General features: G+C 72.4%; 18 protein-coding genes. 11 read left to right on the forward strand and 7 right to left on the reverse strand.

What is annotated here, in order from left to right:
• Nucleotides 1–34: 34 nt before the first annotated feature.
• Both mtlA and CLV43_RS47035 read right to left on the reverse strand, forming a co-directional pair.
• Nucleotides 35–1,141 carry a mannitol-specific PTS transporter subunit IIC gene (gene mtlA / locus CLV43_RS09375; protein WP_106186643.1) on the reverse strand — a complete coding sequence of 369 codons (1,107 nt, stop codon included), beginning with the start codon at nt 1,139–1,141 and terminating at the stop codon, nt 35–37.
• A gap of 287 nt (nt 1,142–1,428) precedes the next feature.
• A complete protein-coding gene (locus CLV43_RS47035; protein ID WP_146174707.1) occupies nt 1,429–1,632 on the reverse strand; it encodes a hypothetical protein in 204 nt (67 codons plus the stop codon).
• A 439-nt stretch (nt 1,633–2,071) separates the two neighbouring features.
• Between CLV43_RS47035 and CLV43_RS09380 the strand changes: the two genes are divergently transcribed.
• Nucleotides 2,072–2,668, forward strand: coding sequence for a DUF1062 domain-containing protein (locus tag CLV43_RS09380; protein ID WP_106186644.1), 597 nt, complete (start codon nt 2,072–2,074; stop codon nt 2,666–2,668).
• 53 nt (nt 2,669–2,721) lie between these two features.
• Here the strand turns inward: CLV43_RS09380 and CLV43_RS09385 are convergent, their stop codons facing one another.
• Nucleotides 2,722–4,899 (reverse strand): discoidin domain-containing protein, encoded by a 2,178-nt coding sequence (locus CLV43_RS09385; protein WP_106186645.1) that lies wholly within the window; start codon nt 4,897–4,899, stop codon nt 2,722–2,724.
• Between the two features lie 286 nt (nt 4,900–5,185).
• Here CLV43_RS09385 and CLV43_RS09390 point away from each other — a divergent pair, with 286 nt between their 5' ends.
• Entirely contained in the window at nt 5,186–6,109 is a 924-nt protein-coding gene (locus CLV43_RS09390; protein ID WP_245886231.1) for a DUF1996 domain-containing protein, read from the forward strand.
• 126 nt (nt 6,110–6,235) lie between these two features.
• Here CLV43_RS09390 and CLV43_RS09395 read toward each other — a convergent pair whose 3' ends face one another.
• The gene (locus CLV43_RS09395) at nt 6,236–7,114 is read right to left on the reverse strand and encodes an NmrA family NAD(P)-binding protein (RefSeq protein WP_106186646.1); all 879 of its coding nucleotides are present in this window, start codon (nt 7,112–7,114) and stop codon (nt 6,236–6,238) included.
• Nucleotides 7,115–7,276: 162 nt separating this feature from the next.
• On the opposite strand from CLV43_RS09395, the gene CLV43_RS09400 reads away from it, so the two are divergent.
• From CLV43_RS09400 to CLV43_RS09410, 3 genes are all read left to right on the forward strand, one after another.
• Entirely contained in the window at nt 7,277–8,266 is a 990-nt protein-coding gene (locus tag CLV43_RS09400; protein ID WP_106186647.1) for a LysR family transcriptional regulator, read from the forward strand.
• Nucleotides 8,259–10,280, forward strand: a complete 2,022-nt coding sequence (locus CLV43_RS09405) for an ATP-dependent Clp protease ATP-binding subunit (protein WP_106186852.1) — start codon at nt 8,259–8,261, stop codon at nt 10,278–10,280. The genes CLV43_RS09400 and CLV43_RS09405 overlap by 8 nt, the downstream gene beginning before the upstream one ends.
• Before the next feature lie 63 nt (nt 10,281–10,343).
• A complete protein-coding gene (locus tag CLV43_RS09410) occupies nt 10,344–10,808 on the forward strand; it encodes a hypothetical protein (protein WP_106186648.1) in 465 nt (154 codons plus the stop codon).
• A 28-nt stretch (nt 10,809–10,836) separates the two neighbouring features.
• On the opposite strand, the gene CLV43_RS09415 is transcribed toward CLV43_RS09410, so the two are convergent.
• Entirely contained in the window at nt 10,837–11,787 is a 951-nt protein-coding gene (locus CLV43_RS09415) for an NADP-dependent oxidoreductase (protein WP_106186649.1), read from the reverse strand.
• Between the two features lie 84 nt (nt 11,788–11,871).
• Here CLV43_RS09415 and CLV43_RS09420 point away from each other — a divergent pair, with 84 nt between their 5' ends.
• From CLV43_RS09420 to CLV43_RS09435, 4 genes are all read left to right on the forward strand, one after another.
• Entirely contained in the window at nt 11,872–12,456 is a 585-nt protein-coding gene (locus CLV43_RS09420) for a TetR/AcrR family transcriptional regulator (protein ID WP_106186650.1), read from the forward strand.
• Between the two features lie 85 nt (nt 12,457–12,541).
• Nucleotides 12,542–14,146, forward strand: a complete 1,605-nt coding sequence (locus CLV43_RS09425; protein ID WP_106186651.1) for a CocE/NonD family hydrolase — start codon at nt 12,542–12,544, stop codon at nt 14,144–14,146.
• Nucleotides 14,147–14,202: 56 nt separating this feature from the next.
• Nucleotides 14,203–16,059 carry a glycoside hydrolase family 5 protein gene (locus tag CLV43_RS09430; RefSeq protein WP_106186652.1) on the forward strand — a complete coding sequence of 619 codons (1,857 nt, stop codon included), beginning with the start codon at nt 14,203–14,205 and terminating at the stop codon, nt 16,057–16,059.
• Between the two features lie 10 nt (nt 16,060–16,069).
• The gene (locus CLV43_RS09435) at nt 16,070–16,924 is read left to right on the forward strand and encodes an aminoglycoside phosphotransferase family protein (RefSeq protein ID WP_106186653.1); all 855 of its coding nucleotides are present in this window, start codon (nt 16,070–16,072) and stop codon (nt 16,922–16,924) included.
• A gap of 4 nt (nt 16,925–16,928) precedes the next feature.
• Here the strand turns inward: CLV43_RS09435 and CLV43_RS09440 are convergent, their stop codons facing one another.
• Together CLV43_RS09440 and CLV43_RS09445 are read right to left on the reverse strand one after the other, a co-directional pair.
• Nucleotides 16,929–17,300 (reverse strand): RNA-binding S4 domain-containing protein, encoded by a 372-nt coding sequence (locus CLV43_RS09440; protein ID WP_106186654.1) that lies wholly within the window; start codon nt 17,298–17,300, stop codon nt 16,929–16,931.
• 281 nt (nt 17,301–17,581) lie between these two features.
• A complete protein-coding gene (locus tag CLV43_RS09445) occupies nt 17,582–18,196 on the reverse strand; it encodes a TetR/AcrR family transcriptional regulator C-terminal domain-containing protein (RefSeq protein WP_106186655.1) in 615 nt (204 codons plus the stop codon).
• A gap of 96 nt (nt 18,197–18,292) precedes the next feature.
• Here CLV43_RS09445 and CLV43_RS09450 point away from each other — a divergent pair, with 96 nt between their 5' ends.
• Both CLV43_RS09450 and CLV43_RS09455 read left to right on the forward strand, forming a co-directional pair.
• Nucleotides 18,293–18,784 (forward strand): ester cyclase, encoded by a 492-nt coding sequence (locus CLV43_RS09450; protein WP_106186656.1) that lies wholly within the window; start codon nt 18,293–18,295, stop codon nt 18,782–18,784.
• The gene (locus CLV43_RS09455; protein WP_211304288.1) at nt 18,781–19,899 is read left to right on the forward strand and encodes an MBL fold metallo-hydrolase; all 1,119 of its coding nucleotides are present in this window, start codon (nt 18,781–18,783) and stop codon (nt 19,897–19,899) included. Before CLV43_RS09450 ends, CLV43_RS09455 begins: the two co-directional genes overlap by 4 nt.
• Nucleotides 19,900–20,027: the final 128 nt, after the last annotated feature.

Genomic DNA, 20,027 nt, shown 5'->3' on the forward strand with positions numbered 1-20,027 from the left:
GTCGCCGCGCCGTCGTCTTCCCCGGTCGTGCCGGTCAACGGCTTACCGCCTGCGGGGCGGCGTGCGCGGTGACCCGTCCCCCGCTCTCCACGTCGTCGTCCTTGCCCCGGCCGAACTTCAGCAGCGCGGCGGCCACGACGAACGACACGATCGCCGCGGCGGCCACCCCGGCGATCACCGGCAGGTAGCCGCCCCTGGGGGTGACGGCCATCAGCGCGATGATGCTGCCCGGCGACGGCGTGGCGATGAGGCCGGCTCCGGTGGCGTTGAACACGAACACGCCCGTCGCGCCGCCCGCGATCGCGGCGAGGATCAGCCGCGGCGCGGCCAGCACGTACGGGAAGTAGATCTCGTGGATGCCGCCGAGGAAGTGGATGATGATCGCGCCGGGGGCGGTCGCCCGCGTCATCCGGTCGCCGAACAGCGAGCAGGCCAGCAGGATGCCCAGACCCGGTCCGGGGTTGGTCTCCAGCAGGAAGTGGATCGCCTTGCCGGTCGCCGCCGCGTCCTCGACGCCCAGCGGTGCCAGCACGCCGTGGTTGACGGCGTTGTTGAGGAACAGCACCTTCGCGGGCTCGATGATCAGCGACACCAGCGGCAGCAGGTGCTGGTCGACCACCCAGTGCACCCCGCTGCCCAGCGCCTTGGTCGCCACCTCGACGGCCGGGCCGATGCTGAGCATGCTGACCACCGCGAGCGCGCCGCCGATGATGCCCGCGCTGAAGTTGTCGACCAGCATCTTGAAGCCCGACGACGCCCGGTGGCCGATGTAGCGGTCGAACAGCTTGATCGCCAGGGCGCCGACCGGCCCCATGATCATGGCGCCGAAGAACATCGGGATGTCGGTGCCGACCACGATGCCGATCGTGGCCACCGCGCCGACCACACCGCCGCGGTGCTCGTGCACCAACCGGCCGCCGGTGTAGGCGATCAGGATCGGCAGCAGGACCCGGACCATGGGGTCGACCAACTGCGCCAGGGTGGGATTGGGCAGCCAGCCGTCGGGAATGAACAGCGCCGTGATCAATCCCCACGCGATGAAAGCGCCGATGTTCGGCATGACGATGCTCGCCAGGTGCCCGCCGAGCCGCTGCACGGTCATCCTGGTCGACCGGCTGGAGGATTGATCTTCGTTGATCATGGGTTCACGTACTTCCCTCGGCGCTGGTCAGCAGGTGCGGGCTCAGGCATCGCCGGCGAATCTAGTGCCGCGCCTCGGACACGGTCAATGAAAGATCTTGGAATGTTGCAACGGCGGACGACATTCAGGGGTGGGCGCGAGAACAAGCGTCCATTGTGGTGAATCTCGAATAGGGGTCCGATGTTGTTTCCGGGGTTGACGAAGCACGTCCCGGCCCATATATAGGGGTGCCACCCGCGGATCAGGGGTTGTGCGCGCGGACGGGAAAGTCCACGCTTCAAACGGTTTCACCCCGGCTCCGCCCGCGACCGTCCGCGCCGGACGGTCAGGCCCCGCGGCGCGCTCGCGCCGACGGCGGCGCCTCCCGTGGTGGACAACAGGGTCCCGGCACCGCGGTCGAGCGTGCCGGGCAGTGCTGCCCGGTTCGCGTCGACCGCGCCCAGCAGACCCAGCTCCACCGAGGGGCGTTCCCGGCAACGGACTTGGTGCACAGCAGTGAGGGCAGCACGACATCCGTTGGCGCGCAACGGATGTCACCACCCGCTGCGTACCGGAGGGTCGCGACGGCGTTCCTGGCCACCACGCCGGAACACAACCGGATGGCACCCCCGCACCGGTGCGGCCCGTGGGCGTCGCCGGAAAACCTGTTGCCCGACGACCCGCGGTTGAGCATCCTGCCGACATGGGCCGGTGAGTGGTGACGCACGTGCGGGACGACGACGAGGGCTAGGCGCCTCGTCGATCCCGGCGTGCCCGCTCGAGGTCCGCATCGCGGTCCTCCACATCCGTGGCGTCGTCTCCGACGTCGCGCGAGCCGACGTGCCCCGCCCCCGTGCGCGGCCGTCCACCACCTGATCCCGCAGGAGCCGCGGCGCGCGGTCGAACGCACACCCGCGCCGTCCTCCGCACACCGAGGGACCGAACACGACCATGGAAGACCAACGCGGTATCCGCGTGCCCACCGCCGTCGACCGGAAAGCGCTGTGGGTGGTCAGGGAGCTCCGCCTGCCCACCATCGTCAAGACCTGCGTGTCGTGCCGCACCTCGCGCCACCACCCCACGGGCAAGTTCCGGGTGAACGCGAGCGGCAAGCTGCTCGACGTCTGGATGCTGATCGGCTGCGAGCGGTGCGGCCGCACGTCGAAGATCCCCGTCCACGAACGCGTCCACGTCCAGTCGCTGCGGCACGAGCGGCTGCTGCGGTTCGAGGCCAACGACCCGGTGCTGGTGCGGGAGCTGGCCGTGGACGCGGCGCTGGCGGGCCGGACCGGGTACCGGCTCGACTGGGGCGGTACGTGGGAGCTGGAGACGGACCTGCCGTTCCACGACCTCGGGGAACCTGTGTCGCTCCAGGTCCTCGTCCGGTTCGAGCTGCCCGCACCCGTCCGGGTCGACAAGCTGCTGACGGCCGGGTTCGGCCTCGGCCGACCCGCGGTGCGGGCCCTGGTCGACGCCGGCCGGATCCGCCTGCCGGTGGCCGTGGACGCGAAGGCCCGCGAGGACTTCACCTTCCTCGTCCTGGGCTGAGGCAGGAGTGCGGCGGTTCCCGCGCAGGGACGGGAGCCGCCGCACCCCGGCGCTCAGCGCCGGTAGACGCCGAGCTCGTAGAGCGCGTAGCCCCACGCGGTGCCGCGCTGGGTGGCGTTGACGCGGACGTAGCGGGCCGTGGCCGTCACGTCGACGTCGTCCGCCCCGCCGTCACCGGTCGTGGTGGCGTACAGGTCGCGCCATGTGTTGCCGTCGTCGGAGGCCTGGATCTGGTAGGCCTTGCCGAACGCCGCCTCCCAGATCAGCTGGACGTGGTTGAACGTCTGGACCGAGCCGAGGTCGACCCTGATCCACTGCGGGTCGCTCCAGTCGCTGGCCCACCGGGTCGTGGCGTTGCCGTCGGTGGCCCGCTCCGGCGGGTACGGGGCGCCGTCGCCGACCTGCTGGTAGGACGAGGCCGTGGTCGGCTTGCCCACCGCGATGTTCGTGCCCTGCACCGGCGGCGGGACCACTCGGAAGGACTTGGTCTCGATGCCGATGTTGCCCTTGCCGTCCCTGGCGTACAGGTACACCTTCCACACGCCCAGCATCTGCGGGGCGGTCACCGTGAACGGGCCGTTGCCGGTGAACGCCGCGGAGATGATGCCGCCCGCGCCGTTGATGTACTTGCTGTTCAGCCCGATCGTGTAGCTGATCGGGTCGCCGTTGGGGTCGCTCACGTTGGCGGACAGGGTGAACGTGCCGCCCGCCGGGACGTCGGTGGTGCGGCTCAGCGCCATGTTCGTGATGACCGGCGGGGTGTTGGCCGCCGCCGCGCCGCCGTACATCTGCCGCACCGCGTAGTAGGACAGCCGCTTCTCGCCGTTGGGGATCAGGTTGAACCACACGCCGCCGAAGTCGCCCTCGGTGCCGTAGTGGAACAGCGTGGCGCCCAGCGCGACACCGGTGTGGCCGGTGATGCAGTTCCACGCGCGGAGGTACCCGTCGCGCTTGGCCACGTCGGTCGGCTCGGTCGGGACGCCGTTGGCGTCGTTGGGGACCTCCCACTCACCGGCCGGGCCGCCCTCGGTGACGATGTAGGGCTTGGTGTAGCCGCCGTTGATCCAGTCCTGCCTGACGTTGCACACGGCGTTGTAGGCGTTGACCGAGTACAGGTCGAGGTCGGGCGCGTTCGCCTTGAGGTAGGGCCACGCCCCGGTCCACGCGTCGGTGTTGGTGACGGGGTGGTTCGCGTCGATCGCGTGGATGGCGCGGGCCGCGTCGTTGACGAAGCGGGCGTAGGCGTTGCGCTGGTTCTCCAGCTCGGTGCCGGAGAAGCAGTTCTGCATGCCGAGGATGGACTCGTTGCCGACGTTCCACATCAGCACGCCCTGGTGGGCCTTGTACTCGGTGACCCAGCGCTGGATCTCGGAGAGCATGTTCGCCTTGTACGTGGCGTCGGTGACGTAGTTGACGCAGCCGCCGCTGCCGGGACCGCCGCCCGGTTGCAGCCAGAAGCCCGCGACGACCTTGACGCCGTTGGCGGCCGCGGCGTCGAACAGCGGCTTGCTGCCCGCGTCGGTGCCCCAGGTGCGGATCGTGTTGACGCCCATGGCCTTCACGTCGGGCATCCGGCTCGCGGCCTCGGAGACCGGGGGTCCCCAGGTGAGGCCCTTGACCACGTAGGGCGCGCCGTCGACGGAGAGCTGCCAGTTGCCCTGCGTGCCGGTCACCCTGGTGATGCCGGGTCCGCCGCCGGGGTTGCCGGGGTTGTTCCCGCCGCCGGGCGTGCCGCTGACCTGGAACTCCCACAGGGAGTAGCCGTAGCCGTTGGCGCGCTGGGTGCCGAGCATCCGCACGTACCGGCCGCTGCCGGACACCGCGAGGGTCTGCGTGCCGCCGGGGCCCGTGGTGGTGCTGTAGACCGAGCGCCAGTCCTGCGCGTTGTCGGAGACCTGGATCTGGAACGCCGTGGCGTAGGCCGCCTCCCAGCGCAGCACGACCTCGCTGATGGTGGCCGTGGACCCGAGGTCGACCTGCAGCCACTGCGGGTCGCTGAACGTGCTGCTCCAGCGGGTGTTCAGGTCGCCGTCGACGGCGGCGGCGGGAGCGGTGCCCGCACCCTCGCTCGTCGAGGCCGTCGCGGGTTTGCCCTGGGACAGCAGGGTGGCGGCCTGGGCCGGGTTCGCCGTGGCCACGAGGCAGCCGAGGAACACGGCCAGCAGCGCGACCAGGGCGAGCGGACGGGTTCGCCTGCGCCGCAGGGGTGCGTCGGGCGGATCGGTGCGCATGACATCTCCTACCTGGGGTGGGGACCGCGCCGGCATGAGCTACCCGTTCCCCCGGCAGCGGGGACCGATGGGAGAGCGCTCTCCGGTGAGCCCTGAGTGTTACGAGGAGGTGTCGGAGATGTCAAGCAATCTACCTGCGAAATTACGACCGGAACACGCCAGGAGCGGTTCTCCGAGCTTGACAGGCACAGGAGACGGTCACATCCTGTGGGAGAGCGCTCTCCAAGCCCACCGCTCCAGGTTCGCACCGCGATCCGGCGGTGCTCCTCTCCCTGCAGGAGGATCCGTGATCCGCAGACTCTCGCTCTTCTCGGCGGGTGTGGCCGCGATGCTGGCCGCGTCCGCACTCGTCAGCTCGGGCGTCACCGCCCAGGCCGACACGCTCGTCACCCACCACGAGTTCCAGACGAACTGCTCGGTGACCAAGCACGCCCCCGACGACCCCATCGTGCTGCCGAACCTCCCCGGCGCCTCGCACGACCACACGTTCATCGGCAACAAGACGACCAACGCGAGCACGACGCTCCCGTCGCTGCTCGCGCCCGGCGCGTACGCCACGTCGTGCGTGAACCCCGACGACCTCTCGGCGTACTGGTTCCCGACCGTCTACAAGGGCGACCAGCCCTACCTGCCGAACTTCGCCCAGGTCGTCTACTACAAGTCCGGCATCCTGGACTACCAGGCGGTCCGCCCGTTCCCGCAGGGGCTGCGGTACGTGGTCGGCAGCGTGAACGCGACCCAGGACCAGTTCCGCACCGCGCCCGGCGCCGTCGAGGGCTGGGAGTGCGGCAACAGCTCGAAGAACTGGGACTTCCCGGCCAACTGCCCGGTCGGCTCCCAGCTCAACATCCGCTACCAGGCCCCGAGCTGCTGGAACGGGGTCGACCTCGACACCGCCGACCACAAGAGCCACATGGCCTACCCGGTCAACGGGGTCTGCCCGGCCAGCCACCCCCGGCCGGTGCCGATGCTCGAGTTCAAGATCGCCTTCCCGGTGGACGGCGACATGTCGGCCGTGCGCCTGGCGAGCGGCCGCGGCTACTCGTGGCACTACGACTTCTTCAACGCCTGGGACGTGCCCACGCTGGCGGCGCTGGTGAGCCACTGCATCAACGGCGGCCTGCAGTGCAACCCGAAGGGCTTCGACCTGTACAAGCCCGACCGCGGTCAGGTGCTCGGCGACAACTACCGCCTGCCCGGCAGGCCCTGACACCACCGTCCTGTTCGGACGGCAGGCGGGACACCCGCCGCGGCGGGATGAGTGGACCGCATCCCGCCGCGGGCGGAGGTCGCGACGACAGGCCGGTGGGCTTCAGCCCACCGGCCTGTCCGCGTCTCACGCCAGCACGGCGGGCTTCAGCACCTCCTCGCACCACTGGCGGAAACCGGTCGGGCTGGTGGACTCCGGCGTGCGCGGCTCGGCGTTGTCGAGGCCGTTGTCCTTGGCCGCCACCATGTCGACGTAGCTCTGGGCCATCGCCTCGGACATGCCGCGAGCGACCATCGTCGGCTTCAGCACGTCGAGCGGGGTCCGCTCGAAGCGCACCGGCCTGCCGAGCACCTCCGCCATGATCCGCGCCATGTCCTCGCCGGACAGGTCCTCCGGGCCGAGCACCGCGACGCTGCCGGTCCCGGTCCAGGAGTGGTCGAGCAGCAGCCGGACGGCGGCCGCGGCGATGTCGCGGGTGGCGCAGGTCGGCGCCTTCAGGTCGCCCGACAGCGGCAGCGAGAACACGCCCTCGTCCCGGATCCGGTCGACCTGGCGCAGGGCGTTGTCCATGAACGAGGGCAGCACGAGCGCGCGGTAGGCCACGCCCGTGGCGGCGATCGCGTCGTCCATCGCGAGCGTCGCCGTCACGTGACCGGCGTTGCCGGGCACACCGCGGCCCAGCGCGGAGACGCCCACCACCCGGCTGACGCCGTGGCGGGTGAAGGCCTTGAGGGCGGGCCGGGAGAAGCCGACGTAGGCCTCCTCGGGGCTGGTGGCGCGCGGGTCGGCCGAGACCAGCCAGAACACGGAGTCGGCGCCGTCGAACGCGCGGTCGAGCACGTCGGCGTCGCCGTGCGACCCCCGCACGACCTCGACCCGGTCGCGCACCCCCTCGGCCAGCCGGGAGGGGTCGCGGGCGATCACGCGGACGGGCTCGCCGCGGTCGACGACGCCGTCGAGGACCTGGCGGCCGATCTGGCCCGCGGGAGTCGTGATGACGATCATGGTGTCTCCAGTGGAGTGTCGGGTTCCATCGCCTCCGGAGGAGGCGGTGCGGGCTGCTCCCCCACCTTGCGGCCGACCGCGGGGCGGGGTCCAATACCTGTTCCGCACGGCAATGCGTTCCAGGCATGAGCGCAGCTCAAAGCACACGGCTACGCTGACGTCATGCCCGAGTCAGCACCCGCGCCGATCGACCTCGACCTGAGGCTGGTGCGGTACTTCACCGCCGTCGCCGAGCACCGGCACTTCGGCCGCGCCGCCGGGGCGCTGCACATCACCCAGCCGTCGCTGAGCAGGCAGGTGCACCAGCTCGAACGGGTGCTCGGCGCGCGCCTGTTCGACCGCACCCCGCAGGGCACCCTGCTCACCGAGGCGGGCGAGGTGTTCCTGCCGCGCGCCAAGGCGTTGCTGCGGTCCGCGGCCCAGGCCGCCGTCGAGACCCGCGCCGCCGCGCGGCCCAGCCGGTTCACCATCGGCCACACCACGGGCCTCGACGTGGGCCCCGCGGTGCGCGAGCTGCGCCGCACGCACCCCGACGCCGACGTGCACACCCTGCACCTGGCCTGGGACCAGCCGCGCGGGGCGCTGCTCGACCACCGGGTGGACGCCGTCGTGTGCAGGCTGCCGCTGGGCACCGAGCGGCTGCGCGTGGAGGTGCTGTTCGACGAGCCGAGGCTGCTGCTGCTCCCCCGCCACCACCGGCTGGCGGGCCGGGAGTCGGTCACCCTGGACGACATCGCCGACGAGCCGCTGCCCCGGCTGGCCGACCCGGAGTGGAACGCCTACTGGCGCATCGACCCCCGCCCCGACGGCACGCCTGCGCCCGACGGCCCGTTCGTCGAGGCCATCGAGGACAAGCTCGAGCTCATCGCGGCGGGCCAGGCGGTGGCGATCGTGGCGGCGAGCCTGGGCGCGCTGCGCCTGCAGCCCGAGCTCACCACCGTCCCGCTGCACGGCGTCGACCCCGGCCACGTCGTGCTGGCGACCCGCGCCGACGACCGCGACCGCCTCGTGGCCGCGTTCCGCAAGTGCGCCCACACCCACCTGGCCGCCGCTCGGGACCGACCCCGCGGCACGACGGTGGCCGCCGGTGCGGAACCCGTGGAGGATCGGGGTGACGGATCCCCACGAGCGGAGGCGGCCCGCGATGGCTGACGACTGGTTCGACTCGCTGGACGACCTGGTCGGCAGGCTCTTCGGCGGGCTGGGAGGTCCGGGGCGGACCGGGTCGTCGACCAGGCGCACCGACAGCTTCGGCCGCGACCTGACCGCCGAGGCGCGCGACGGCCTGCTGGACCCGGTGGTCGGGCGCGACGACGTGATCGACGAGGTGCTGGAGGTGCTGTCCCGGCGCACCAAGAACAACCCGGTGCTGATCGGCGACCCCGGCGTCGGCAAGACCGCGATCGTCGAGGGCATCGCGCAGCGGATGGCGGGCGGCGAGGTGCCCGCCACGCTGGAGGGCAGGCGGCTGATCTCGCTGGACCTGGCGGGCATGGTGGCCGGGTCGAAGTACCGCGGCGAGTTCGAGGAACGCCTCCAGGGCGTGATCGACGAGGTGTCGGTGGCCAACCGGATGGTGGTGCTGTTCATCGACGAGCTGCACACGCTGGTGGGCGCGGGCAGTGCCGAGGGCGCGCCGATGGACGCCGCGAACATGCTCAAGCCCGCGTTGAGCGGCGGCAGGCTCCAGGTCGTCGGGGCGACCACCGTGGAGGACTACCGGCGCCACATCGCGAAGGACCCCGCGCTGGAGCGGCGCTTCCAGCCGATCCTGGTCGCCGAGCCCTCGCGCGAGCAGGCCGTCGAGATCCTGCGGGGACTGCGCGGCCGCTACGAGAGCCACCACGGCGTGCGCGTCACCGACGAGGCGCTCGTCGCCGCCGTGGAGCTGTCCACCCGCTACATCGCCGACCGGTTCCTGCCCGACAAGGCCGTCGACCTGGTCGACCGCGCCGGGTCGCGGGTGCGGCTGCGGGAGAAGTCCGCGGCGCCTGACCCGGCCCCGTTGCAACGGCGGGTCGCCAACCTCGAACGGGAGATCGCCGCCGCCACCGCGCAGGACGACGACGGGCGCGTGCTCTACCTGGAGGACGAGCTGGCCCGCGCGACCGCCGACCTGGAGACGGCGCGCGCCGCCATGGTCGACGCGCCGACGGTGGACGCCGACGACGTGGCCGAGGTGGTCTCGCGCAGCACCGGCATCCCGGTCTCCCGGCTCACCGAGGCCGAGCGGCACCGCCTGCTGCACCTGGAGGAGCACCTGCACCAGCGGATCGTGGGCCAGGACGAGGCCGTCGAGGCGGTCGCCGACGCCGTCCGGCAGGGCCGCGCGGGCCTCAAGCACCCGAACCGGCCGATCGGCTCGTTCCTGTTCCTCGGTCCCACCGGCGTCGGCAAGACCGAGGTGGCGCGCGCCCTCGCCGAGGCGCTGTTCGGCTCGCGCGACCGGCTGATCCGCTTCGACATGAGCGAGTTCTCCCAACAGCACACCGTGACCCGGCTGACCGGTGCCCCTCCCGGCTACGTCGGCTACGACGACGCGGGCCAGCTCACCGGCGCAGTCCGCCGCACGCCGTACTCGGTGCTGCTGCTGGACGAGATCGAGAAGGCCCACCCCGACGTGTTCAACACCCTGCTCCAGGTGCTCGACGCCGGACGGCTCACCGACGCCCAGGGCCGCACCGCCGACTTCGCCAACACCGCGATCATCATGACCAGCAACATCGGCGCCGAGCAGCTGCTGGCCGCCGCGTCCTCGGGCCGTTCGGCGGAGGACGTGCGCGAACCGCTGATGACGACCGTGCGCCGCTACTTCCGCCCCGAGTTCCTCAACCGGCTCGACGAGATCATCCTGTTCCGCGGGCTGGACGCCGACCAGCTGCGGCAGATCACCGGGCTGCTGCTGGAGGAGACGCGGGAACGGTTGCTGGAGCAGGACATCACGCTGGAGGTCGACGAGCAGGCGGTGGACTGGCTGGCGGCGCGCGGCTACGCCCCCGAGCACGGCGCCCGCCCGCTGCGCCGGACGATCGGCCGCGAGCTGGACCGCAGGCTGTCCCGAGCCCTGCTCGCCGGGGAGCTGCGCGGCGGCCAGCACGTGGTCGTCGGCATCACCGACTCGGCGCCGACGCTGGCGGTCACCGACCGGGAGACCGGACAGGAGTAGTCCGGAGTGGACGATTCCGGCGAACGCCCCTCACCGTCGCGGGCTCGGCGCTAGGGTGCCCCGGTGGACTACGCGGAGCTGGCGAACGATGTGCTGCAACGGGTCATCGCCGCGAGCGAGGACGACCTCCTGGCGTTCGCCAAGGACACCGTGACCCGGCTGGTGCGCGAGGAACAGCTGGAGGACGCCGACGAGGACGAGCTGACCGAGGAGGCGTGGGCGGCGCTCACCACGGCCCGCGCGACCGTCCTGACGGGCACGGCGACCGAGCTGCGCGCGCTGCTGACGACGGTCGACGAGGGCATCCTCGCGGAGGAGGACCTCGACGGCGGGGTGATCGCCGTGCTCTCGGCGATCGAGCACTGGACGACCTTCCTGGAGGAGGGACGGCGGGGCGAGCTGTACGAGCTGGCGATCCGGTCCATCGAGGACGTGGACCACCAGGAGACCGCGGACCTGGACGACTTCCTGGCCGGCCCCGCGATGGCGGCAGAGTACGAGCGGATCCGGCGGGCCCTGACGCCCTGAGCGCCCGGACGTCCGGGCCCGCGGAGCGTCACAGCACGAGCACCAGCTTGCCGCCCGCCCGGCGGGACCGGCTGAGCTCGGCCGCCTCCCGCACCCGGTCGAGCGGGTACGTGCGAGCGACCGGCACGACCAGCACGCCCTCCCCCGCCAGCCGGGCGAACTCGTCCATCGCGTCGAAGCGCAGCTCGGTGCTGGTCCGGACGCCCAGCTCGGCCGCGGCGGCGAAGTCCGAGACGGTGACGACGTGGTCGGCGTCGCCGGTCAGCCCGACCAGCGTCGGCAACGCCCCGGAGGCCGGGCCCGCCTGGTCGGGGCGGTCCACCCGGCCACCGGTCGGCGCCGCGTCCAGCGCCCGGTCGACCCGACCACCGGCGAGCGCGGCGACGCGTTCGGCCATCCCGTCGCCGTAACCGGTGACCGCGGCGCCCGCCTCCGCCAGCGCGGCGGCGCGCGTCGACCCGGCGGTCGCGACCACCCGGACACCGCGGTGCAGCGCGAGGCGCACCGCCGCCTCCCCCACGGTGGTGCCCGCGCCGTGGACGAGCAGCAGCTCGCCGGGCCGGACGCCGAGGGCGTCGAGCGCCCGCCACGCCGTCTCGGCCGCCAGCGGCAGCGCGGCGGCCTGCTCGTCGGCCAGCCCGTCGGGAACGCGGGCCCAGGCCGTCAGCAGCGCGTACTCGGCGGCACCCGCGGTCGGGCCGTCGAAGGCGGCCGGGCCGAACACGCGGTCGCCGACCTCGACCCCGGTGACGCCCTCGCCGAGCGCGTCGACGACCCCCGCGACGTCGAGGCCGAACCCGCGCGGCAGCGGCGCCAGGCTGTCGGCGAAGAGACCGTCGACGAGCGCCCAGTCGGCCGGGTTCAGGGCGCACGCCCGCACGGCGGCCCGGATCCGACCGGGTCCCGGCTCCGGCACCGGGACCTCGCGGAGCACGACCACGTCCGGGGATCCGAACCGCTCGAACTGCAGTGCCTTCACGGCGGCCTCCGTTTTGATGACAGCATATGTTGTCATCAACGCTAGCACCGCGACGACAGCGCCTGCTGTCATATCCTGTCGGGCATGCCGAGATGGGAGTCCGACGCGCGGGGCAGGCTCGAACGGGCGGCGCTCGACCTGTTCGAGGCCCAGGGGTACGACCGCACCTCCGTCGCCCAGATCGCGCGCACCGCCGGCCTGACCGAGCGCTCCTTCTACCGCTACTTCCCCGACAAGCGGGAGGTCCTCTACGCGGGCGACGAGCTCGAGGCCCACCTCGTGGCCGGGGTCGAGAACGCCGACCCCGACCTCACGCCCCTCGACGCGCTGCTCACCGCCCTGGGCACCGCCGACGCGGTCTACCGCCCGCGCGAGTTCCTGCTGCGCCGCGCCGCGGTGATCGCCGCCAGCCCGGCGCTGGCCGAGCGCGACCTGATCAAGCTCGCCGACATCGCCGACGCGCTGGCGCCCGCGCTCGAACGCCGCGGCGTCGAGCCCGGCCGGGCGCGCTTCGTCATCGACCTGGCCATCGCGATCTCCCGGCGCGCCACCTCCCGGTGGCTGGTCACCCCGGACGCGTCCCTCGCCGAGCTCGTCGCCAGGGCCGCGGCGGAGCTGCGCGAGGAGGTCGCGCCGCGGGCCCCCGAGGCCGCCGCCCCGTTCGCGTGAACCGGCCGTCCTCGTCCCGGCGGAGCCGTGGTGGGCGCGGGTAGCCTCGGGTTCGCCCATGTCACACCGTGCGAAGGTGGCGCCCGTGCTGGATCGCCTCGTTGACAAGGTCCTCGGTCTGCCCGCGGCGGTGGTGCCGAAGCCGGTGGTGACCAGGGACCTCGTGATCCCGATGCCGGACGGGGCGCGGTTGCTGGCCGACCGGTACCGACCGCCGGGCACCGAGCCGCTGCCGGTGGTGCTGGTGCGGTCGCCCTACGGGCGCCGCGGGGCGATGGGGCTGCTGTTCGGGGCGGTGTTCGCCCGCCGGGGCTTCCAGGTCGTCGTGCAGAGCGTGCGCGGGACGTTCGGGTCCGGGGGCGAGTTCCGGGCGTTCCGGCAGGAGAAGGAGGACGGCCTGGCGACCGCGGCGTGGCTGCGGCAGCAGCCGTGGTGCGACGGCCGGTTGGCGATGGCGGGGGCCAGCTACCTCGGGCACACGCAGTGGGCGGTGGCGCCGTACCTGGACCCGCCGCTGGAGGCGATGTGCCTCGGCGTGACGGGGTCGGAGTTCACGACGGCGTTCTACCCCGGCGGGGTGTTGGCGTTGGACAACATGCTGTCCTGGTCGGCGACGATCGGGCGGCAGGAGGAGCGGTTCGCCGCTGTGCCGAACCCGGTGCAGACGAAGCGGACGCGCGCGGCGATGTCGCACCTGCCGCTGCGGCACGCGGACGTGGCGGCGATCGGCAAGCCCGTGCCGTTCCTGGAGGACGTGACCACGCACGCCGAGTCGCCGGAGTCGTGGGCGGAGACGGACCACAGCGGTGGGCTGGACGCGTTGACGACACCGACGAGCATGGTCACGGGGTGGTACGACCTGTTCCTGGCCAGGCAGCTGCGCGACTTCAAGGCGTTGCAGGCCGCGGGGACGCGGACGCGGTTGACGGTCGGGCCGTGGAAGCACGGGGAGCCCGCGAGCTTCCGGCCGATGGTGGCCGACCAGGCGTCCTGGCTAGCGGCGCACCTGCTGGACGACCGCGTCCAGCTGCGCCGCCCACCGGTGCGGATCTTCCTGCAGCGGGCGGACCGCTGGCTGGACTTCGAGCAGTGGCCGCCTGCGGAGTCGGAGCCGCGGTTCCTGCACCTGCGGGCGGCGGGAGGGCTCGCGGACGAGCGGCCGGGCGAGGCGACGCCGGACGTGTTCACCTACGACCCGGCCGACCCGACGCCGACGGTCGGCGGGCCGATGCTCACCGGCGAGGCCAAGCAGCACGACAACAGGGCGGTGGAGGCGCGGTCGGACGTGCTCGTCTACACCGGGATGCCGCTGGAGCGGGACCTGGACGTAATCGGCGAGGTGTCGGCGACCGTGCACGTGCGCACCTCGACCGGGCACGCGGACGTGTTCGTGCGGCTGTGCGACGTGGACGCGAAGGGCGTGTCGCTCAACGTCACGGACGGCGTGCTGCGGCTGCCGACCGGGGACGGGATCGCCACCGCGGAGGTCGCGCTGGACCCGACCGCCTACCGGTTCCGGCGCGGGCACCGGCTCAGGGTGCAGGTGTCGGGAGGCGCGTTCCCGCGGTTCGCGCGCAACCACGGCAACGGCCAGCCGACCGCGGACGCGGTGGCGGCGGTGCCGACCAGGTTCGAGGTGTTCCACGACCCGGAGCACCCGTCGGGGATCTCGCTGGCCGTGTTCGGCTGAGGCTTCCTGCGTTCGGCTGCTACCGGCCGGTCGGGTAACCCGGCTACCGTCCTGACATGAAGCTTACTCGCGTCTTGCTGGCGGTCGTGGTGGCCGCCGGGACCGTGGCGGTGCCGTCCGGGGCGGTCGGGACGGCCTCCGCCGACGTGTCGTGGGTGGGCCCGCTGAGCACGCGCGGGCGCTACGTCGTCGACGCGCGCGGCGACCGGTTCAAGCTCAAGTCCGGCAACTGGCACGGCGCGAGCGGCACCTACAACGGGTCGGGCGACATCGACGACCCGGCGAACCACCACGCGGGCGAGAAGTCCGACCAGATCCCGCTGGGGCTCGACCGGGCGCCGATGGACGCGATCATCGACGGCTTCGCCGAGCTGGGCCTCAACAGCGTGCGGCTCCAGTTCTCCAACCAGATGCTGCACGACACCACGCCGCTGGCGGACTCCTCCGTCGCGGCCAACCCGGACCTGCGCGGCAAGACCCCGCTCCAGGTGTACGACGCGGTCGTGGCCAGGCTGACCGCGCGCGGCTTCGCGGTGATCCTCAACAACCACACCAACACCTCGCGCTGGTGCTGCGGCGTGGACGGCAACGAGCGGTGGAACACCAGCCAGTCCGTCGCGCGGTGGCAGGACGACTGGCTGTTCATGGCGCGCCGGTACGCCGCCAACAAGCGGGTGGTCGGCGCCGACCTGTACAACGAGGTGCGGCGCACGGTGCTGGACGACCCGAACTGGGGCTGGGGCGACGACCACGACTGGGAGCGGGCGAGCCAGCTGGTGGCCGACCGGATCCAGCTGGAGGCCAACCCGGACCTGCTGATCATCGTCGAGGGCATCAACTGGACGGGCATCCCGGTCGACGGCCTCCCGCACGGGCGGCCGACGCTGGAACCGGTCCGGACGCTGTCGCACACGCTGGTCGACTCCGGGAAGCTCGTCTACTCCGCGCACTTCTACGGCTACACCGGGCCCAACCACTCCGGTGCGACCGGCATCGGCGAGACGCACGACCCGCGCTACCAGGACCTCTCCCCCGCCGAGCTGCGGGACGTGCTGTACCGGCAGGCGTTCTACGTTTCGGCGGAGACCGGAACGCACTTCACCGCGCCCGTGTGGATCAGCGAGTTCGGCGTCGGCGGCCGGGAGAACACCGACCCCGCGTCGCGGGCGTGGTTCGAGCGGTTCGTGGACTACCTCGTGGAGACCGACGCGGACTTCGCCTACTGGCCGCTGGTCGGCTTCCACACCAACCGCACCGGCAACGGGTGGGCGCTGCTGCACTGGGACGCCGCGGGCAACCGGATGGGCCTGTACGACGGTGACGACTGGCGCGCCTCGGCGTGGTCGCGGCTCGTCGGGTCGGCCGGTCGGACCGGCCAGGTCCCGGTCGCCGACCGCTGGTCCATGCTCACCCTGGACCACGGCGACTTCCAGCAGTCCAGGGCTGCCCGCGCGCTGGGCGACTGGAACTCCGGCGCCCGCAAGGCGGTGTGCCCGGACGGCCAGCGCGTGATCGGGCTGGGCCACACCGGGAACCGCGGCCTGTGCACGGGTTCCGCGGCGGCACCGACGTCCTTCGTGGTGGTGCGCGACGAGTCCTACGTGGACACCGACTGGGCGGGCGGGTACACGAAGGCGCAGTGCCCGGCCGACCACTACCTGGTCGGCTACAGCGTCAACGGCGCCGCGTTCTCGGCCGCGCTGTGCGCCCGGTCCGCGGTCCCGCTGGGGCGCACCGGCCGCACGGTGTGGTTCGACCGCGGCGACAACCGCCCCTCCGGCGGGCCGGGCGGGGAGTTCGCGTACGGCAGCTACAAGGGGCAGTGCGCGGCGGACGAGTACGTCGCCGGGGTCGCCTACACGGGGCGGATCGGGTCGGGGCGGACGCCCGACGCGATCTTCTGCCGCCGTTGAGGGGCCGCCCGTGATCGTCGTGCCGCCCGAGTTCGCCCAGTGGCGGAGCAGGGTCGACGGCGCGGCCGGTCGGAGCTGGGTGGCGGCGCTGCCCGAGCTGGTGGAGCGGTTGTGCGCGCGGTGGGACCTGGTGGTCGACGACACCGCCGTCCGGCACGGCGGTTCGGGGTTGGCGGTCATGGTGCACCGGGCGGGCGTGCCGTGCGTGCTCAAGCTGAGCCGCGAGGCGTCCGACGAGGCCGTGGCGCTGACCGCGTGGGGCGGGCGCGGCGCCGTGCGGCTGCTGGAGGCCGAGCCCGACGCCCTGCTGCTCGAACGGCTCTCGCACCGCACCCTGCACGACGTCGCCCTGCCGGAGGCCGCCGAGGTCGCTGGCGCGCTGATCCGCAGGCTCGCCGTCCCCGCCCCGGCCGGGCTGCCGGGTCTCGACGAGATCGCCTCCTCCATGGTCGACCGACTGGTGCCGGACTCCCCCGTGCCACCCGCGTGGGTGGACGCCGCGCGCGGGTACGCGGCCGAACTGGGCGGCGGCGACCTGCTGGTGCACGCGGACCTGCACTACGGCAACGTCCTGGCCGGGACCCGCGAACCGTGGCTGGCCGTCGACCCGCGCCCGATCCGCGGCCACCCGGAGTTCTCCGTGCCCGAACTGATGTGGACCCGCGCCGACGACCCCTCGGTGGAGTCCGACGCCGACGTCCGACGCCTGCTGCACACCATCGTCGAGGCCGGCGCACTGGACCCGTGCGCGGCGTTCGGCTGGACGGTCGCGCGCAGCGCCGACTACTGGGCGTGGGGCCTGGAACAGGGGCTCACGATCGACCCCGCCCGCTGCGAACGGGTGCTGGCAGCGCTCCTCGGCTGACCGCTCAGAGCTCACCCGTGCGGAACTTGTCCAGCACCCGGCGTTCCCGCTTCGTCGGACGACCGGCGCCGCGATCGCGCCGGGCCACCGGAGCCGCGATCGCGGTGACCGGCGGCGGGGGCGGCGTGTGGTCGATCAGGCAGGTCGACGCGTCGGCCGCGCCGACCCGCTTCTGGATGACCTTGACGACCTCGACGATCCGGGTCGTATCCCCCACACGGGCCCGCACGTGGTCCCCCGGCGACACCGTCGTCGCAGGCTTGGCAGGCCGATCGTTGACCCGCACGTGACCGCCCTTGCAGGCGGCGGCGGCGTCCGATCGGGTCTTGGTCAACCGGACCGCCCACAACCAGCGATCCACACGAGTGGACTCCACCCGTCCATGATGCCCTGTCCCCGCGGCGCCTACCCTGCCGGTGCGTTCGGCATCCCGACGACATGAGGTCCTTGACGGCGTTCGCCGGTGGCAGCGCCCCGGTCACCGGGCAGGCCGCCGGAGTAGATCCCCTGGGACCCCGCGACCAGTCCAGGGGTGAACGGCCGGTCGTCCACCCCAACGCCTCAGACACCTCGCCGCCCTGCTCGGCGATCCCTTCGTCCGCACCAGGTGGCCGGGAGCCTGGCGGTCACACGGGAATCGGCTGCTCCCCGCAACGCCTACCCGGCCACCCGCAGCGCCACCGCGTCCAGCAGCAGCTCCAGCCCGAACCGGTACTCCGACTCGTGGTGGCAGACCGCGAGGTGGGCGGCGGACGCGGTGACGTGCGGCAGGCCGGAGGTGGTGAGGGTGGTGTGCCGGAGGGCGTCCGGGTCGGTGGTGGAGTTGATCTCGCGCAGCAGCGTGCCGATGACGTAGGCCAGCAGGGCGCGGGAGGCGTGGACGGCCTGTTCCGGGTCGTGGCCCGCGCGGGTCATGAGGGCGAGGGCGGCCTCGGTGACGGGGAGGGCGGGGTAGCCGAGCTGCCTGGTGAGGCTGAGCGAGGCGGTCCGGGGGTGGGCCAGGGCGGCGGCGCGGAAGGCGTGGGCGAGGGCGAGGGCGTCGGTGCGCCAGTCGGCGGTGGGGGCGGGCAGGGCGATGTCGGCGAAGACGACCTCGGCGATGGCGTCGAGCACGTCGTCCTTGTTCTTCACGTGGTTGTACAGCGACATGGCCTCGACGCCCAGCTCGGCGGCCAGCTTGCGCATGCTGAGCGCCTCCACGCCGTGCCGTTCGACCAGCGCGAGCGCGGCCGTGACGACCCTGGCCCTGCTGAGCGGTTCGCGTGCCCCCATCAGTCCTCCTCCACTGGGCCCCTTGACAAGCTTACGGCGTAAGTGGGACCGTTTTTCCTTACTTACAGCGTAAGTCACAGGGAGAAGCGCAAGACGATGCTCACCGATACGCTCCGCGCGACGCGGGAGAAGATCGTGCTGGACCACTTCCGCGACGAGGTCGCGCAGCAGTGGGACGACGTGCTGTCGACGTTCCCGCACCCGCGCTACGAGGTGATCGCCACCGGGGTCGTGCACGACGGCAACGCGGCGGTGCGCGGGTACTACGCCGACACCCGCACGGCCTTCCCCGACCAGCACCACGAGATGATCCAGCTCCGGCACAGCGACGACGCCGTGATCTGCGAGTTCTACCTGCTGGGCACGCACCTCGGGCCGTTCGGCTCGGTGCCCGCGACCGGCAGCAGGTTCAAGGTGCGGATGACCGCCTACTTCATCTTCGAGGACGACGTGCTGGTCTGCGAGCGCATCTACTTCGACGTCCTGACGATGCTCAAGCAGCTCATCGGCGGCCTGGACTTCAAGAAGCCCAAGAACTGGCTGCTCGTGATCAAGGCACTCCTCGGCGCCCGCAAGGAGCTCAAGTGACCGACCGCGCACTCCCCGGACTTCCCGACGCGGCCGACGCGGGCGGGTTCGGGATCCCGCTGACCACGTTCGCCGACCTGTCCGCCGTGACCGGTGGTCCCGGCGCGAAGCTGGAGTGGATCAGGACCAGGGCCGACGACTTCCGCCGCGAGTTCTCCTCCAGCGGCACGCCGGACAGCGTCTCCACGCACGACCTGGTCACGCTGCCGTACCCGACGCGGTTCGGGCTGTTCCGGGCCGCGCTGTCCCCCGCGCCGTTCCTGACGATCACCAACCGGATGCTGGTGATCCGGTGGACCGAGAGCGACGGCCGGAAGCGGACGCTGCTGTTCGAGCCCAGCGACGTCGAGATGGGCCGGTACACGCCGTACTTCGAGGCGCTGGCGAAGAAGACGCCGGACGCGCTCGAGAAGCTGATGGTGAAGGAGAACCCGTCGGTCGGCGAGCACCTGGCCCGGCTGGGCATCCGCCCGGAGGAGGTCGACTACCTGCTGTTCGACCACCTGCACACGCAGGACCTGCGGCGCTGGGTCGGCACCACCACCGAGCAGGCCGACCTGGGCCGCCGGGTGGAGCCGTTCTTCCCCAACGCGCGGCTGGTCGTCCAGCGCGACGAGGTCGCGGCCATGCAGCAGCTGCACCCGTTGCAGCGCCCCTGGTACCAGGCGGGGCACTTCAAGGACCTGCGCCCCGAGGCGATCCTGGCCGTCGACGGCGGCGTGCTGCTCGGCCCCGGCGTGGCCGTGGTGCCCACGCCCGGCCACGTTTTCGGCAACCAGACGCTGATGCTCAACACCAGCACCGGGATCTGGGCCAGCAGCGAGAACGCCATCGCCGCCGAATGCCTCACGCCCGAGCACAGCAGGCTGCCCGGCGTGCGCCGGTGGACGCGCGAGTGGCAGCAGGAGGTCGTGCTCAACGCCAACACCCTGGAGACCACCGCCGACCAGTACAACTCGCTGGTGCTGGAGAAGTGCGTCGTGGACCGGTCCCAGGCCGACTCGCGGTTCCTCCAGTTCTTCCCGTCAAGCGAGCTGACCGCGCACTGGATGAGCCCCGGCACCCGGCCGACCTTCACCCACAGGTCGATCACCCACGGGAGCCCGCTGGGCTGATCGGGCGGTCGCGAGCACCCTCCTCCGCACGTCACTGCGCGTAGACCGGCGATCACGTTCGTGCGCCCGCACGAGGCACGGACGCGCCCATGCGGTCGGCGCATGAACCCCGAGCCGGGCACGGCATT

The sequence above is a fragment of the Umezawaea tangerina genome (assembly GCF_003002815.1).
Classification (GTDB): Bacteria; Actinomycetota; Actinomycetes; order Mycobacteriales; family Pseudonocardiaceae; genus Umezawaea; species Umezawaea tangerina.

Excerpts from the sequence above, each read along its gene's own strand:
- CLV43_RS09445 (WP_106186655.1), bottom strand. The coding sequence starts at position 18,196 with ATGGGGGCACGCGAACCGCTCAGCAGGGCCAGGGTCGTCACGGCCGCG.
- CLV43_RS09450 (WP_106186656.1), top strand. The coding sequence starts at position 18,293 with ATGCTCACCGATACGCTCCGCGCGACGCGGGAGAAGATCGTGCTGGAC.
- CLV43_RS09420 (WP_106186650.1), top strand. The coding sequence starts at position 11,872 with ATGCCGAGATGGGAGTCCGACGCGCGGGGCAGGCTCGAACGGGCGGCG.
- mtlA (WP_106186643.1), bottom strand. The coding sequence starts at position 1,141 with ATGATCAACGAAGATCAATCCTCCAGCCGGTCGACCAGGATGACCGTG.
- CLV43_RS09430 (WP_106186652.1), top strand. The coding sequence starts at position 14,203 with ATGAAGCTTACTCGCGTCTTGCTGGCGGTCGTGGTGGCCGCCGGGACC.
- CLV43_RS09405 (WP_106186852.1), top strand. The coding sequence starts at position 8,259 with ATGGCTGACGACTGGTTCGACTCGCTGGACGACCTGGTCGGCAGGCTC.
- CLV43_RS09395 (WP_106186646.1), bottom strand. The coding sequence starts at position 7,114 with ATGATCGTCATCACGACTCCCGCGGGCCAGATCGGCCGCCAGGTCCTC.
- CLV43_RS09400 (WP_106186647.1), top strand. The coding sequence starts at position 7,277 with ATGCCCGAGTCAGCACCCGCGCCGATCGACCTCGACCTGAGGCTGGTG.
- CLV43_RS09385 (WP_106186645.1), bottom strand. The coding sequence starts at position 4,899 with ATGCGCACCGATCCGCCCGACGCACCCCTGCGGCGCAGGCGAACCCGT.
- CLV43_RS09380 (WP_106186644.1), top strand. The coding sequence starts at position 2,072 with ATGGAAGACCAACGCGGTATCCGCGTGCCCACCGCCGTCGACCGGAAA.